Source organism: Streptosporangium sp. NPDC002544 (assembly GCF_040295965.1).
Taxonomy (GTDB): Bacteria; Actinomycetota; Actinomycetes; order Streptosporangiales; family Streptosporangiaceae; genus Streptosporangium.
Genome location: NZ_JBEOWJ010000053.1, coordinates 1 through 14,167 on the forward strand (window position 1 = coordinate 1; position 14,167 = coordinate 14,167).

The following is a 14,167-nucleotide window of genomic DNA, read 5'->3' on the forward strand; positions in this document are numbered from 1 at the left end:
GCTCCCCACCCCCCGCGGGGGGTGGGGAGCGAGCCGCTTTCGCCGCCCTGCCGGGCACGGAGGCAGGGCCTCAGAGAAGGGATCGGACCAGGACCGGGACCTCGGCGAGGGCCCGCAGGGCGTCGTTGAGGTGGGTGCATCCGTGGACCCCCCTGAGCTCGTCGAGGACGACGCGGCGCAGCTCCGGCAGGGGTGTCCCCACCAGCCGCTGGACATTGGTCGCCGCCAGCGGGCACTCCCGGTAGGGAAGCACCCGAGGGTCGGCGTGGACCGACAGCAGTGCGCCGGTCGACGGATCGGCCGTGGCCTCCAGACGGTACTCGTGGACGGCGACGCGGCCACCCGCCGGGACCGTCGTGCTGTCCTGGAACATCGATTCGATCTCGATCACCTCGCCGACGCGCACGTCGATGCGACGGGCCCGGCGCGTGGAGACCTCGGTGATGTGTTCGAGACGGTGCCAGCTCAGCGGGTCATCGGGACGCTCCAGCGGAGGGACCGGCATGACCTGCTGTGTGTGGTTCACGCCCCCGTCGCGGGACAGCGCGCTGGATCCCGGCTGGAAACCGATGCAGATGCCCTCCATGCGACGCCGGGGCGCCGGCTGTCCCACGACGGGAGCCGCCCACTCCGTCATCCACTGCGAGTATGCGAAGCCGGAGATGAGCGTGGCGCCGGCGAAGTCGTCGAGGAGCAGGTAGAGAGGGGTGCCCGCCGCTCGTTCCTCGGGCATCGCCTCGTCCAGCGCGTTCCGGTAGCCTCCGCCGCCGCGGGCGCCGACCAGCGCACCGATCGACGGCCGAGGCGGTGTGGCCTCGATGTCCTCGATCGCCCGGTCCAGCGCGACGCCGACGCGCAGCTCGTCCTCCGCCAGCACCCGGGGCGGGCCGCCGTCCGAGGGGGTGAGCAGATCCCGGGAGCGTCCGAGCAGGTGCATGCGGGTGCCCCGGCCGCCCGGCCACCGCATGTCGATGGACGCGGTGCGCCGGACCGATCCCGGCCGTCGCGCGGGTGTGGCTCCGGCCGGTCCTCGTGCTCTCAGTCCGGGAGGAAGTTCGACAGCCACTCCGTCTCCTTCTCTCGTGGCCCGATGTCAGTCCCGCATCGGGGTGAGCACGATGTTGACGCGACCGGTGCGGGAGACGCCGTCGGCGTACCACTCGCTGCCGTCCGTCGCCGTGACCAGGAGCCGGTCTTTTTGGGTGTCGTCCCACGCGGCGGCCCGCACCTCGATGACCGGGTGCATGAAGTAGCAGCCGCTCACGAGTGGCTCGCCGTCACGAAGCCTCAGCTCGAAGCTCGGTTCGCCGAAGACCTCTTCTTCGTCGTCGTGCATGAGGACTCCTCTCGCTGGTAGGGGGGCGGTGTGCGCGGTCACCGGCTGTTGCCGTCGCCGCTCAGAAAGAGCTTAATAGGCTAAATAATTATTCACAACAGCCTTGACGCTTCTTTTATACACCGTATAATAAGATCAACTAAGGGTGCTGGACGCCGGCCCCGCAGCACAGAAGGGCAACTCGATGGAGAAGAAGATCTGGGCGAACTCCGGGGACTCGCACTTCCTTGAGCCGGAGAACCTGTTCCAGCAGATCCTTCCGCCGGCTCTCGCGGAGCGGATGCCGCGCTCCGTCAAGGAGGACGGCTGGGAGACCGTTTACATCGACGGCGAGACCATCCGGCGCCCGTTGCCCAAGCCGATCAGGGACGGGGAGTTCGCCGGCGAGACGATCGCGACGCTCTCCTCCCGTCCCCCGGGTGCCGGCAACACGGTCGAGCGGCTGAAGGACCTTGACCAGGAGGGCATCTGGGGTGAGCTGACCTTCCCCTCGCTCGGGATGTGGGCCAACCAGATCAAGGACCCGCTCCTCATCCGTGAAGGTGCCAAGGCACTCAACGACTGGGCTCTGTCGGAGATCCAGCACGTGGCTCCGAACCGCCTCGTCGTCACGGCCACGCTCCCGCTGCTGCGGGTGGAGGACGCCGTCGCCGAGGTGCACCGCGCGGCCGCCGCCGGTTTCTACGCGGTCTTCCTGCCGACCGTTCCCCCGCAGGGCCTGCCCTCCTACAACAACGACGTCTGGGAGCCGCTCTGGCAGGCGATCGAGGAGACCGGCCTCATCCTGACGATCCATATCGGCACCGACGGTGAGACCGCGCCCTTCCGTGGCCCTGGCGGCGCCGTGCTCAACTACGTCGAGACCACCTACGGCGGGCAGCGGGCGGTGACCCAGCTGATCACGGGTGGCGCGCTGGACCGCCACCCGACCATGAAGGTCCTGGTCTCGGAGGGCGGTGCCGCGTGGGCTCCCTTCCTGGGTGACCGGATGAACGAGGGCTACCGCCAGCACTCGATGTTCGTCCGCCCGGTGCTGTCCATGCTGCCCAAGGAGTTCATCTACCGCCAGGTCTACGTCTCCTTCCAGCACGACGAGACGGCCGTGCAGACCGTGGTCGGCATGGGCTACCAGAACGTCATGTTCGGCAGCGACTACCCGCACCTCGAGGGCACCTACGGGCACACCCAGAAGACGCTGCACGAGCTCTTCGACGACGTCGACCCGGCTGTCCGTCATCGCATCACGGTCGGGGCCTTCGCCGAGCTCTTCCCGCACATCGGAGAGCCTCCCGGCAACCTCTGAGGGGCCGGAGGAGCGGCGGATCGCCCACAGGCGGTCCGCCGTTCCGCTTCCAGGACGCGGTGGTGCGCGGGCACCGTTCGACGAGCAGCGTAGGAGAGCACTGATGGCCGTCGGGATCTGTGCGGACCTCACGGTCCTCGAACTGGGCAGCGGCAGCATCGCCACGTCGCTGGCGGGCATGCTGCTCGCCGACAACGGGGCACGTGTCATCAAGGTGGAGCCTCCCTCGGGCGACCGCCTGCGGCGGCTCTCGCCATCCGGTTTCCTGGCCTGGAACCGGGGGAAGGAGAGCGCGGTCGTCGACCTCCGCACGCCGCGGGGCCGCGCGGAGGCGCGTGCCCTCGCCGAGCGAGTCGACGTGCTCGTCGAGGGGTTCGCCGACTCGGTCGCCGCCGGTTTCGGCCTCGGCTATGACGAGTTGTCAGTCGGAAATCCCGGCCTCGTCTACTGCTCGGTCAGGGGCTTCCCACCGGGCAGTCCCCACTCCCGGTTACGGGCGTACGACGCGGTGGTGGCTGCCAAGACGGGGTGGTTCACCCGGCGCCGCAGCGCCCGCCCTGGCCCGCACCTCCTGGCGCCGCCCCTGGCCAGCCACGGGGCGGGGCAGCTGGCGCTGCAGGCGATCGTCGCGGCGCTCATCGTCCGCGACCGGACGGGGGAGGGGCAACGTGTCGAGACCTCGCTGCTGCAGGGGCTCTCACCGCTGGACTACTTCGGGCTGATGATGCGGCAGTACGAACTGGCTCATCCAGAGCGGCCGTCCGGTGACGGGAAGGTCCGGGCGACGGCGGGTGCCCTGTGCAGTGAGGACGGCCGCTGGGTGCTCTGGACGACGATGCTCCGCGCGGAGAGCGAAGGCCTCACGCGGGCGCTGGGTCTGCGGTGGACCTGGGATGACGAGCGCTTCCGGCACGCGCCGGACTTCGAGAGGGAGGAGGACGCGGCGGCCTTTGGTGACCTGCTGAGGGACAGGTTCCGGAAGCGGACCTGGGCAGAGTGGGAGCCGTTGCTGCTGGCCGAGCCCGATGTCGGCTTCGAACTCGTGGCCACCGGAGAGGAGGGCCTGCGCCACGCGCAGGTTCTGCACAACGGGCACGTGATCGAGGTTCAGGACCCGGTCCTCGGCCCGGTCAAGCAGGTGGGCCCGGTCGCGGCGTTCGAGCTGACACCCTCGGTCGTCCGGGGCAGTGCCCCGGCGCTCGACGACCTCAGGCGAGAGATATCGCTACCGGCGCCCGTACGGCGGGCCGGCTCCGAGGCGCCCCGGCATCCGCTCGAGGGCGTGACGATCCTGGAGTTCGGCAACTTCTACGCGATGCCGTTCGCCTGCACCCTGGCCGCCGCCCTCGGCGCGCGGGTGATCAAGATCGAGGGCGTGGGCGGCGACCCGATGCGGCACAGCTTCGGCGCGGACGAGGTCGGCGGGGCCAAGACGACCGAGGGCAAGGAGAGCCTGGCGGTCGACCTGAAGACGGAGGCGGGCCAGGAGATCGTCCGCCGGCTGGTGCGGCGGGCCGACGCCCTGGTACTCGGCTTCCGCCCCGGTGTCGCCGAGAGGCTCGGCATCGGCCGGGAGACCCTCCGCGACCTCAACCCCAGCCTCGTCTACCTGCACGGCGCCGGTTACGGGCCGTCCGGCCCCTACGCGAGCCGGCCGATCTACGCCTCGATCGCGGCGGCCGTCGCCGGGGCGTTCCCCCGGCAGGCGGGAGCGGCCGTTGACCCGAGCCGGGCGGCCGGTGAGGATCTCCCGACCATCCGGGCGCTGGAGGCGAGGATCAGCGGTGTGGCGGACGGCGACGCCAACGCGGCTCTGGCGCTCTGCTCCGCGCTCCTCCTCGCGCTGCGTCACCAGCGGCGAACGGGCCAGGGCCAGTACGCGTTCACCTCCATGATCGGCGGCAACGCCTACGCGTACTCCGATGACTTCGTCGCCTACGACGGGAAGCCTGCCGCGGCCCGGCCCGACCTGGATCAGTACGGTCTGCACGCCCTGTACCGCCTCTACCCGGCCTCGACCGGCTGGGTGTTCCTCGCGGCGCCGCGACGACGGGAGTGGGAGGCGCTGGCCAGAGGGCTCGGGCGGCCGGATCTGCTGGACGACCCGCGCTTCGCCGGCAAGGACGCGCGCTGTGAGCACGACGCCGAGCTGGTCGCGGTTCTCACCGAGTCGTTCTCGCACGCCCCGGCTGAGGTCTGGGAGGAACGGCTGAGCTCGTGCGGGGTCGGTTGCGCCGCGGTGTACGAGGGAACGCCCTCCGAGTTCACTCTGTCCGACCCCTCGTCGCGCGCGGTCGGAGCGGTCGCCGAGGTCGTTCACCCGCTGTTCGGCGCGGTGCTGCGACACGGCCCGCAGGCCCATTTCACCCGGACGCCGGCGCGGGTCGCGGCAGGGTGCCTGATCGGGCAGCACACCGGGACGATCCTCGCCGAGCTCGGCTACACCGAGCACGAGATCGCCCGGTTGATGCGTGACCATGTCGTCTTCGGTAGTCGTTCACCTCGGGAGGTGGCCGGATGAGCTCTCTCGCCGGTCGGGTCGCCCTGGTCACCGGGGCGGGGCGTGGACTGGGGCGTGCCCACGCGCTGGCGTTGAGCCGCGCGGGCGCGGCGGTGGTCGTCAACGATGTGGGCCGCGGGGTGGACGGCTCGGGGGACGCGGAGGACGTGGGCGCCGCGACCGCGGCGGAGCTGGTCGCCGAGGGCGGAACCGCCGTCGCCGACACCTCGGACGTCTCCACCTTCGAGGGCGCGCAGGCCGCCGTGTCCGCCGCGTTGGACGTCTTCGGCCGGATCGACATCCTGGTGAACAACGCCGGGATCACCGGCGGCGGCCGGCTGCACGGGACGGACACGCGGCTCATCGAGCGGATCTTCGCCGTCCATGTGACGGGGACCCTGGGGACGATCAGGGCCGCCCTGCCCCGCATGCTGGAGAACGGCTGGGGACGGATCGTCAACACCGTCTCCGAGGCGGCTCTGACAGCTGCGCCGGGCGGCGGCGTCGCCTACGGGGCAGCCAAGGCCGCGGTCTGGTCGGCCACGTTGAGCCTCGCCCGCGACTGCGAGGGCACCGGGGTGACCGTCAACGGCCTGTCACCTGGCGCGCGTACCAGGATGTCGGCCGCCGCGATCGACGCCGGATACTCCCCTCGGGCACTCGACCTCGACCCGTCCCACGTCGCCAGGGTGGTGGCCTACCTGTCCTCGGAACAGGCGGCCGACATCAACGGCCACGTGATACACGTCGCCGGGCCCCACATCCGGGAGTATTCGAACGTACGCCGCTCGCGGGACACGGAACTCGTGGCTCGCCTCGAGAGGGAGCTCGGATCCGGCGCGCCCCGTCAGCGGTAGTGCCGGACACCGTCCCGCATCGACATGGACAGGCGACCCTGGGCGACGAGTAGCTCCAGGTGGGCCGTCGTCTCGAACACCGCCATCATCCCGCTGAAGGGGGCGAGTTCGGTCAGCCGCAGTCCCCGGCGGGTCCAGCGCATCGCCTGGGCGATCTCCCCGGGGCTGCCGGCGCCGCTGTCGGCCAGGCGGTGGATCTCGTCCAGGCGCTCGTCATGATGGGCGATCAACTCGTCCACGCGGGCATGCGCGCTCGGGGCGACCGGCCCGTGGGCGGCCAGCAGCATCGCGTCCGGGCGTGACCGGACGACCGCCAGCGAGTTCAGGAAGGCGCCGAGCGGGTTGCCTGACAGTGACGCCTCCAGCCCGATGGAGGGGGTGATGGCGGGCAGCACGTGATCGCCCGCGAACAGCAGACGGTTCTCCAGATCGTGGAAGACCAGGTGTCCCGCGGTGTGGCCGGGGGTGGAGACCGCGTGCAGGACCCGGTCTGCGAAGAGCGGGATGGGCCCCTCTTCCAGCCACTCGTCCGGTGTCTCCCACTCGGTGACGTCGCGTCGCTCACCCTGGGTGGCGCCGAGCCGGCGGGCGAGTTCCGGTGCGCCCAGTTCGGGGAGCGTGGCGATCTGGTTCGTGAGCGGGCTTCGATCGGGCTGCCGCATCAGCTCCAGCGTTGCCCGTTCGCCGTGCCCGAGACCCACCCCGGCGCCGAACTCCCGCCGCATGGCCACGGCCTGGGTGTAGTGATCGCGGTGCACATGGGTGACCAGGAACCGGTGGATGTCGTGGGGAGAGGCACCGAGGTGCGCGAGCGCCTTGATCAACGCATTCCGCCCCTCGGGAACGGCCCACCCGCCGTCGATGAGGACCAGGCCGTCGTCGGAGTACAGGACGTAGACGTTCACCGCGTGCAGACTGTCGCTGGGCATGGGCAACGGGATCCGGTAGACGTTCCTCGCCACCTCGAAGGCGCCAGGCTCTGTCCATTCAAGAGAAGGGGGCATCTATATAATTTAACTAATTAGACATAATATCTCCACTCGAACCTCGCTGCGATCGTGGCGTACCCCCACTCCAACTCCCTGCCCCACCCCGGCCCGTCCAGGCCACCATCGCTCCGCCACTCCCGACGCCCACGGACGCCCCGACGCCGCCGACGGAGACTGGTCGTACCCACGCCCGAGCCGACCCCCACGGTGACCGACACCGTGCCTCCCGGTGCGCCCCCACCCCGACTCCCTGAGCACCCGCTGTCGAAATCGGTCGCACTCGCGAGATGGGATCGGGCCGACCAGTCGTGGTGACCGCCGTCCCGGCTCCGCCGGGTCTGTGACGCGAGGCGCGCTCAGCCGATGCGGCTGAGCGTGCGCCTGGCCGGGTCGGAGGAGCGCGGTTCCGGCCGGAGACCTGCGATGATCCGCCTTTGGCGGCCAGGCGGCGAGTCTCCTTCGTCCCGGTCGCGCACTGCTTCATTCTTCCGGCACTGTTAACGGCGGGTAACGATCCCTTGTCGTTGACATGATCTAGATCACGCGGCTACGGTTACATCCCGACCGGTTGGAACTGAAGTCGCGTAGTGGAGAACGCTCCGCGACCCAACGTCTCCGCGAATCACGCGGTAGACGCGCACGTCCTTCTCTCTCCCCCCCAGCGAGTCGTTCTACAGGAGCGCCATGCGATCTCTTCGGCGTTGTACACGGCAGGTACGTCTACTGTCAGTCCTGTCCATGGCGGTCATCATGTTGACCGCGTGTTCGAGTTCAGCGGGGACCAGCTCTGGTCAGGCGACCGGCGGTTCCGCCTCCGGCGCGCACCCACTGAGAGTGGTGCTCCCGGCGGAGCCGGCTACTTTCAACCCGGCACTCGCGCTCTACAGCACCCTGCGCATCGTGGGGCCGGTATTCGACCCGTTGGTCGGTTTCGACAAGGAGACGCTGGAGCCGAACGACTCCGGTCTGCTCACCTCCTGGGAACGGGTCTCGCCGACCGAGTGGCGATTCAAGGTCCGGGAGGGTGTGAAGTTCCACAATGGCGAGGAGTGGAACGCTACAGCGGCCGCTTTCACCATCGAAAAGTATCGGGACGAGCCGAAAAGCGGTTTCGCCCCGTACTACGCGCGGGTCACGGACGTGAAGGCCGAACCGGATGGTTCGCTGCTGGTGACGACGAACGTTCCCTACATCGCGATGCCGAAGGTGCTGACCACCGCGATGGGCCTGCCGCCGAAGTACTACGCGGAGGTGACCGGGGACAATTTCGGGAACAAGCCGATCGGTACCGGGCCCTTTGAGTTCGATTCGCTCCAGGCCGGCCAGAAATTCTCGGTCAAGGCGTTCAAGGGTTACTGGCGGGGTGCGCCCAAGCTGGAGGGAATCACCTACTCGTGGGCCGCGGACGCGTCCACCCGCGCCGCACTGCTGCAGAGCGGTGGCGCCGACCTGGTCTCCGACCTCCCGAACGAGCTCATCGAGGAAGTCGACAGCGCACCCGGCACCAATGTTCTCTCCGCGCCGTCCCTTTACAAGATGGCGCTCAGCATGAACTCGAATGACGGCACGCTGAAGGATCCGAACCTCCGGAAGGCCGTGCAGGCGGCGATCGACTACGACGCCATCGTCAAGACGCTCTTCGGAGACGTCGGAGCACGGAAGTCGCCCTACTTCATCGGAGACCTGCTTCCGGAGAAGCCCGAGATCGGCTACCAGAAGTACGACCAGGCCAAGGCGAAGGCACTGGTCGGCGCCAGTGGCGGGACGCCCAGGCTCCGGTACCTGTACACGACGGGTTTCTACCCGAAGGACAAGCAGGTCGGCGAGGCGGTCTCGGCGATGCTGGAGGCGGTGGGCTTCCAGGTCGAGCAGGTTCCGATGGAGAACGCCGCGCTCCGCAAGGAGCGCAACACCGGGAACTACTCGATGTACATGGTGCAGAACTTCCCCGTCTTCGCCCACCCGGACTCGTTCATCGCCTTCTTCACCGGGAAGAACGCGGCGGTGAAGTACTGCACCGACCCGGCGGGCTATGACGCTCTCACCGCGGAGGCGCTCTCGGCGAAGGAGCAGGAGGCGAGTGACCAGGTTTACGACCGGGTCGAGAAGAAGGTCCTGGACTCCGACGCCTGCAACGCGGTGCTCTACGACCAGGTGATCTCCTACGGCATGACCGACAAGGTCAAGGGGTTCAAGTCCGCGCTCGACGCGGTCCCCTCGATGTACGAGGTCACGCTTGACAGCTGATTCGGGGCACCGGGGGTCTTCCGTCGAAACGGCGGAGGACCCCCACCTTCGCGTGGCGGAGCGGCCGGTGGGGGATTCTGGCGCGAACCCTGGTCTTTGACTGGTCGAGAGTGGATCCGGCCACCGCGCCCTACTGGGAAGGAGATTGGCGGACTCCCGTTCGGGCGCCCAGCCGCAGACGATCCGCTGTACGACTTCGTCCCACGATCGACTGATAGGTAAGTGATTGATGGGACATATGTCTTCTTGTATAAGGAATGTCTTGACCGTCCAGATCGGCTTCACTACGGTAAACATACCGACCGGCCGTTATCCATACCGTGAGTTTGAGATCACCGACCTGAGCCGGAGTGGCGATTCCATGGCCGTCGGGAGTCGGTGCCCGCGCTCACCATCGGGTTCTCACCTTCTCGGGGAACCGTTTTCTGTCACAGGCGCTGTCCGTCAAGGGAGGTCCGGATGACTGAGGAACGACGCATACTCGACGTCGACCGCCTGTCCGTCGTGCACCGCGCTCGGGGCCGCAGAGGCCATCCCGTCGTCGCGGTCGACGACGTCTCACTCGGCGTCGGCGCCGGCGAGATCGTCGGAGTCGTCGGCGAGTCGGGATCGGGGAAGACCTCGCTGGCGATGGCGGTCGCCGGCCTGGGGAAGATCTCCACCGGTAAGGTCACGGTCTCCGGCATCGAGGTCGGCAAGCGGCTCTCGCGGAGCGCCAGGGCGGAGATCCAGGTGATCCTGCAGGATCCGCACGGCTCTCTCGACCCCCGCCAGAGCGTGCGTCGTGGGCTGCGGGAGCTGCGCGGCATCCATTCCGCGCGGACCGCCTGGGTGACGGACGAGGAACTGCTCGCCAAGGTCGGGTTGACCGCCGACCTGCTCGACAGGCTGCCTCATCAGATGAGTGGTGGCCAGGCACAGCGAGTCTCGATCGCCCGCGCTCTGCTGCTCCGCCCGAGCCTGCTGCTCGCCGACGAACCGACGTCGGCTCTCGACGTGTCGGTCCAGGCGCAGATCCTCCGGCTGCTCCTGGAGCTGCGTCGCACCGAGGGACTGGCGATCCTGTTCATCAGTCACGACCTCGCCGTGGTGCGCGCCGTCTGCGATCAGGTGCACGTGATGCTGCGCGGCCAGGTCGTCGAGCACGGGGTCACCGCGGAGGTCTTCGACCGTCCCGCGCACGAGTACACCCGCAGGCTACTGGCGGCGATTCCCGGCAGGCAGACGGTGAACTCGGCGGAGCAGGCTCATGTGTCAGACGACTCGATCCCCGGTGACGGTCATCGATCTCCCACCCCCGTTCTTTGAGAGGCCGACGTGATTAGGTTCCTCGCGGGCAAGGCGGTGCAGGGTATCGCCACCCTGATCATCGCGGTGTCCGTCGCCTTCTTCCTCGCCCGTGGTACCGGCAACCCGGTGAGGGAGATGCTCGGTGATCTCGCCAGCGCCGAGCAGGTCGCCCAGCTCAACGCCCAGCTCGGTCTTGACCGGCCGCTCTCCGTCCAGTACCTCCATTTTCTGGGGGACCTCGTGACCGGGAACCTGGGCGACTCGCTCCGATACGGCTCCAGCAACCTGGAGCTCATCCAGAGCCGGCTGCCGGCGTCGATCCAGCTGGCGGCGGCCGCGATGTTCATCGCAGTGCTCTTCGGCGTGCCCCTGGGTATCTGGGCCGCGCTGCGGGAAGGCCGGCTGGCGGACCGGCTGGCCTCGGCCGTGGCGCTGATAGGCCAGTCGATCCCGCTGTTCTGGCTCGGTCTGATGCTGATCCTGCTGTTCGCGGTGAGCCTCGGCTGGCTACCCGCCGGGCAGTCCACCGGGTTCAGCTCGCTGATCCTGCCCGCCGTGACACTGTCCACGTTACCGATGGCACAGATCGCGCGTCTCACCAGATCGAGCATGTCCGAGGTACTGGGCGAGGCGTTTCTCTCCGCCGCCCAGGCCCGGGGCATTCCCCGGTGGCGGATCGTGCTGATCCACGCCCTCCAGAACGCCTCGCTCCCGGTGATCACGATCATCGCCCTTCAGGCGGGAACCCTGCTCTCCGGGGCGATCACGGTCGAGTTCGTCTTCGCCTGGCCCGGACTCGGCACCCTTGCCACCCAGGCGGTTCAGACGAGGGACTTCTCCCTGATCCAGGCGATCGTGGTCTTTGGAGCCGCGGTGTTCGTGGTCGTGAACCTGATCGTCGACCTCCTCTACGGCGTCCTGGACCCGCGAATTCGGGACGGTGTCGCATGACCACGATCAACACGATCCAGAAGTCCCCGCGGACCACGCGGAAGCCCTCGGTGGCGCGGGCCCGCGGTACGGGCTCCGTGCTGGCCTTCGGGCTGCCGTTGGCGGTGATAGGTCTCATCTGCCTCGCCGCACCGCTGCTGCCGCTGCCGGACCCGGCGCTGCAGACACTCGGAGACGCGCTCCAGCCACCGGTCTGGATGGACGGCGGCAACTGGTCGCATCCGCTGGGCACCGATCACCTCGGGCGTGACGTCCTGTCCCGGATCGTCCACGGCGGCCAGCTCACCTTCGTCATCGCGATCGTCGGCATGCTGGCCGGGGCCATCCCCGGCACGCTGGCCGGACTGGTGAGCGGGTTCTACCGGGGAGCGGCCGACGCGGTGATCTCCCGGTTCGTCGAGGCGCAGCTCGCCCTGCCGTTCATCCTGCTGGCCATCGCGATCATCGCCAGCCGCGGACGTTCTCTCGCCGTTCTGATCCTCGTACTGGCTCTGATCGGCTGGGCGCAGTACGCCCGGGTGGTCCGCGCCGAGACGCTGTCGCTACGGGAGCGTCCGTTCGTACTCGGCCTGCGCTGCGCCGGTGTGCCGACCCTGCGGATCCTGCTCCGGCACATGCTGCCCAACCTCGCCGGCACCGTTCTCGTCCTCACCACCCTGCAGATAGGAACGGTGATCCTGGCGGAGAGCGCGCTCAGCTTCCTGGGCCTGGGCGTGGTGTCACCGCAGATCAGCTGGGGCGCGATGCTCGCGGACGGGCGTGACCAGCTCTCGCACGCCTGGTGGGTCGCGGCCTTCCCCGGCCTGGCGATCACGATCGTCGTACTGCTGGTGAACCTGCTCGGTGACGCCATGCGCTCCTGGCTCGACCCGAAGAAGCGGAGGTACTGACATGGGTACGGTTCTCGAACTCCGTGATCTCACCATTGAGGCGGCGACCGCCCGAGGCACGCAGGTGCTGGTGGACGCCGTGGACCTGACCCTCGAAGGGGGAGAGATCCTCGGTCTCATCGGGGAGTCGGGCAGCGGCAAGACGACCACGGTGCGGAGCGTCCTGGGCCTGCTGGACCGCAATGTCTCGGTGGCCTCAGGCGAGGTCGTCGTGCTGGGTGAGCAGGTCCAGGCGCCGGGAAGGCAGAACGTCGACAAGGTCCGCGGACGTCATGTCGGAATGGTCTTCCAGGGGGCGTCGTTCTCGCTCAACCCCCTGATGAGGGTACGGCGCCAGCTCCGTGAGGTGGTCCGCACCCACCTGCCGAAGCTCTCTCCCGAGGAACGGGACGCGCGGATCGCTCATGTGATCAGCCGGATGGGCTTCACCGAGGTGGATCGGGTGCTCGACTCCTTCCCCCATCAGCTCTCCGGGGGAATGCGCCAGCGGATCGCCATCGCACTCGCGGTGGTCACGGAGCCGGAGGTGCTGATCACCGACGAGTGCACCTCGGCGCTGGACGTGACCACCCAGGCGGAGGTCGTCGGCCTGCTCGGCTCGCTGACAGCCGGATCCGGGATGGGCACGGTGTTCGTGACCCACGACCTCATGCTGGCGAGCGAGATCTGTAACCGGATAGCGGTGATGTACGCCGGTCAGATCGTGGAGATGGGCACGGCGAAGGACGTCGTCCACCGTCCCCGGCACCCCTACACGCGGGCCCTGCTGGCGGCCATCCCGAGCTGGGACGGCGGCGAGATCAAGGCGATCGACGGGGCCGCTCCCAGGATCACCGAGGACTGGACGGGATGCCGGTTCGCCCCGCGCTGCCCCCGCGCCGAGCAGATCTGCACGGCCGGTCAGGTCCCGTGGGTCGAGGTCCCGGGTGGTGACCACGCGCGATGTCACTTCGCGCTGGAGAACGACCGGGGCGAGGCGTTCCTGCCCGCCTCGTCCCAGGCATGAGCGCCCTGACCGCGCCCGAGAGCCGGCCCGAGAGCCGGTTCGTCGTCTCGGTGGTCGACGGCCCGGTGGCGACGGTGACCTGGTCCCGGCCCGAGCGGCGCAACGCCATCGGACAGGAGGTCTGCGACGAACTGGTCGCCGCCCTCGAATGGCTGGCATCCCGGCCGGAGATCGGCGTCGTGGTGCTCCGGGCCGCCGGCCGGCCGTTCTGCGCCGGATGGGACGTCACCGACTTCGAGCGGCTGGCCGGTGCCGGTCCCGAGGCGCTGGCGTCGTTCTTCCGGCATGGCCGACGGCTGCTCGCGGCGATCAGCGCACTGCCACAGGTGACCGTGGCCGCTCCGGCGGGCCTGGTTCTCGGATTCGGCTGCGCCCTGCTGACCCGCTGCGACCTGGTGATAGCGGCGGACGACAGCCGTTTCGGGCTTCCGGAGATCAGGCTCGGCATGCCGCCCGCCACCGTGATCCCGGAACTGCTCTCCGTCATGACGCGCCGCGCGGTGCTGGAGTGGGCGGTGACCGGGGAGCGGTTCGACGCGCGCCGGGCGATGGCGGACGGGCTGGTGACCTCGGTCGTCCCGGCCTCGGAGCACGACGAGGAGACGGTGCGGGTCGCCGGCCTGCTCTCCGGTCATCCGGACGGGGCGATACGCGCCACCAAGGAACTCGTGGGGCGGCTCGCCGCGGCCGACGAGGGGGAGCGGGTGGCACTCGGGGTCGAATCGGCTCTGCGCCGTTTCGCCGGCCAGGCGCCCGCATGACACAGGCAGACGCGGCCGTGCGAACGGCACGGACCGA

12 protein-coding genes are annotated in these 14,167 nt (G+C 69.0%); 9 read left to right on the forward strand and 3 right to left on the reverse strand.

Translation table 11 applies throughout. The features are described 5' to 3' along the window. Positions 1 to 70: 70 nt before the first annotated feature. A complete protein-coding gene (locus ABT061_RS45145) occupies positions 71 to 1,066 on the reverse strand; it encodes a DUF2889 domain-containing protein (protein WP_350929858.1) in 996 nt (331 codons plus the stop codon). Positions 1,067 to 1,093: 27 nt separating this feature from the next. Continuing rightward, a complete protein-coding gene (locus ABT061_RS45150; RefSeq protein ID WP_350929859.1) occupies positions 1,094 to 1,336 on the reverse strand; it encodes a hypothetical protein in 243 nt (80 codons plus the stop codon). Between the two features lie 145 nt (positions 1,337 to 1,481). Between ABT061_RS45150 and ABT061_RS45155 the strand changes: the two genes are divergently transcribed. The 3 genes from ABT061_RS45155 to ABT061_RS45165 all read left to right on the forward strand — a co-directional run bounded on the left by ABT061_RS45155 (position 1,482) and on the right by ABT061_RS45165 (position 5,996). Next, the gene (locus tag ABT061_RS45155) at positions 1,482 to 2,639 is read left to right on the forward strand and encodes an amidohydrolase family protein (protein ID WP_350929860.1); all 1,158 of its coding nucleotides are present in this window, start codon (positions 1,482 to 1,484) and stop codon (positions 2,637 to 2,639) included. Between the two features lie 103 nt (positions 2,640 to 2,742). Next, entirely contained in the window at positions 2,743 to 5,160 is a 2,418-nt protein-coding gene (locus ABT061_RS45160; RefSeq protein ID WP_350929861.1) for a CaiB/BaiF CoA transferase family protein, read from the forward strand. Continuing rightward, positions 5,157 to 5,996: an SDR family NAD(P)-dependent oxidoreductase gene (locus ABT061_RS45165; RefSeq protein WP_350929862.1), complete on the forward strand. Its 840-nt coding sequence runs from the start codon at positions 5,157 to 5,159 to the stop codon at positions 5,994 to 5,996. Before ABT061_RS45160 ends, ABT061_RS45165 begins: the two co-directional genes overlap by 4 nt. Here the strand turns inward: ABT061_RS45165 and ABT061_RS45170 are convergent. Beyond that, a complete protein-coding gene (locus tag ABT061_RS45170) occupies positions 5,987 to 7,000 on the reverse strand; it encodes an MBL fold metallo-hydrolase (protein ID WP_350929863.1) in 1,014 nt (337 codons plus the stop codon). The genes ABT061_RS45165 and ABT061_RS45170 overlap by 10 nt on opposite strands. A gap of 819 nt (positions 7,001 to 7,819) precedes the next feature. On the opposite strand from ABT061_RS45170, the gene ABT061_RS45175 reads away from it, so the two are divergent. The 6 genes from ABT061_RS45175 (at position 7,820) to ABT061_RS45200 (ending at position 14,130) form a co-directional block, all read left to right on the forward strand. Next, positions 7,820 to 9,232 carry an ABC transporter substrate-binding protein gene (locus tag ABT061_RS45175; protein WP_350929864.1) on the forward strand — a complete coding sequence of 471 codons (1,413 nt, stop codon included), beginning with the start codon at positions 7,820 to 7,822 and terminating at the stop codon, positions 9,230 to 9,232. A gap of 459 nt (positions 9,233 to 9,691) precedes the next feature. Continuing rightward, on the forward strand, positions 9,692 to 10,540 hold the full coding sequence (locus ABT061_RS45180) for an ABC transporter ATP-binding protein (protein WP_350929865.1): 849 nt from the start codon (positions 9,692 to 9,694) through the stop codon (positions 10,538 to 10,540). Between the two features lie 9 nt (positions 10,541 to 10,549). Continuing rightward, complete coding sequence (locus tag ABT061_RS45185; RefSeq protein ID WP_350929866.1) at positions 10,550 to 11,473, forward strand: ABC transporter permease; 924 nt, start codon at positions 10,550 to 10,552, stop codon at positions 11,471 to 11,473. Beyond that, a complete protein-coding gene (locus ABT061_RS45190) occupies positions 11,470 to 12,363 on the forward strand; it encodes an ABC transporter permease (protein WP_350929867.1) in 894 nt (297 codons plus the stop codon). The genes ABT061_RS45185 and ABT061_RS45190 overlap by 4 nt, the downstream gene beginning before the upstream one ends. Before the next feature lies 1 nt (position 12,364). Further along, a complete protein-coding gene (locus ABT061_RS45195) occupies positions 12,365 to 13,369 on the forward strand; it encodes an ABC transporter ATP-binding protein (protein WP_350929868.1) in 1,005 nt (334 codons plus the stop codon). Continuing rightward, positions 13,366 to 14,130: an enoyl-CoA hydratase/isomerase family protein gene (locus ABT061_RS45200; RefSeq protein WP_350929869.1), complete on the forward strand. Its 765-nt coding sequence runs from the start codon at positions 13,366 to 13,368 to the stop codon at positions 14,128 to 14,130. The genes ABT061_RS45195 and ABT061_RS45200 overlap by 4 nt, the downstream gene beginning before the upstream one ends. Positions 14,131 to 14,167 lie beyond the last annotated feature (37 nt).